Consider the following 1,453-nt stretch of genomic DNA (forward strand, 5'->3'; position numbering starts at 1 on the left):
CCACCTCCTAATGATGTTGTCAAGCCGCCGTTGTGACCGGGAGTGCGTGTTGGAAGCACTTTCCGTCACGGATCAGGGCCCACAGGACGTTCACGCGCCGACGGGCCAGCGCGAGGACGGCCTGGGTGTGCCGCTTGCCTTCGGCGCGTTTGCGTTCGTAGAAGCGGCGCGATTGGCCGCAGCTGCGGATACTGATGAGCGCGGAGGTGTAGAAGACGCGCTGCAGCCCGCGGTGGTAGCGCCGGGGCCGGTGCAGGTTGCCGCTGACATTGCCGGAGTCGCGAGGAACCGGGGCGACGCCGGCGAGGCTGGCCAGGCGGTCGGCGGTGCCGTAGCGGCTCATGTCGCCGGCAGTGGCAGCGAGGAACTCAGCGCCCATCAGCGGGCCGATGCCGGGCATGCTCTCGATCACTTCGGCAAGTTCGTGGTCGCGAAACCGGGCCGCAATGAGCTTGTCGATCTCGGTGATCTGCTCGTTGAGGCTCATCACCTCCTTGGCCAGGGTGTGGATCACCTGTGTGGTGATCTTCTCCCCGGGGACGGCGGTGTGCTGGCGTTCAGCTGCTTCCAGAGCGGCCTCGGCCAGGGCTTCGGGAGTGCGGACCTTGCGGTTGCGCAGCCAGGTCTCCAGCCGACTGCGGCCGGTCCGGCGCAGGGCTGCCGGGGTCTGGTAGCCGGTCAGCAAGATCAGTGGTCCGGTGTTGCCGAGGTCGAGTGCCCGCTCCAAGGCCGGGAAGATGCTGGTGAGTTGGCCGCGCAGGCGGTTGATCCTGCGGGTCCGGTCAGCGGTCAGGTCGGTCCTTCGGTTGGTGAGGACTCGCAGCTCGATGGCGTGCTCGTCGTCCGGCCGCAGGACGGTCAGGTCCCGGCGCATCCTGGCTTGATCCGCGATGACGGTGGCGTCCTTGGCGTCGGTCTTGCCCATGCCCCGGTAACCGGCCGAGGCCCGGTTGACCGCCAGGCCCGGTATGTAGACGAGCTGCTGGCCGTGGTTGAGCAGCACGCTGATCCACAGTCCGGCCATGCCGTCGGCGACATCGACCGCCCAGACCACGTCTTCGCCGAGGGCCAGCACGTCCGCGAGCAGGGCCAGCAGCTCCGGCTCGTCGTTCAGCACACGACGCGACAACAGCCGCTTGCCTTCGGCGTCCAAGACCACGCAGTGGTGATGGGTCTTGCCGATGTCCGTACCCGCCCAGATCTGGGCCACCAGTTCCTCCGGTCGTTCGACGGTGCGCTGTACTCCCGGACGACCTCGCCAGCGTGGTCCTACTCAGCGATCCACCCGAAGGTGTTCGCAGCTCCTAATCAGCGGCCGAGTCGTCGTGAGACGCCGGGCGGCCAGGTGGCCAGAACCATCAAGGGCAACCGCATGAAAGCCATACCCGGCGTCTCTGGGTCTCTGGACCTTACGACGGCCCGTCCAACCCACGAACAAGGTAGGACCGCATGA

Annotated in this window: 1 protein-coding gene; it reads right to left on the reverse strand. The window is 67.2% G+C overall.

Translation table 11 applies throughout. The annotated features are described in order from the left end of the window. Positions 1–19 precede the first annotated feature (19 nt). Positions 20–1,210, reverse strand: a complete 1,191-nt coding sequence (locus tag CIB93_RS36945) for an IS110 family transposase (protein WP_096633126.1) — start codon at positions 1,208–1,210, stop codon at positions 20–22. Positions 1,211–1,453 lie beyond the last annotated feature (243 nt).

The organism is Streptomyces sp. WZ.A104, from assembly GCF_002382885.1.
Lineage (GTDB): Bacteria > Actinomycetota > Actinomycetes > Streptomycetales > Streptomycetaceae > Streptomyces.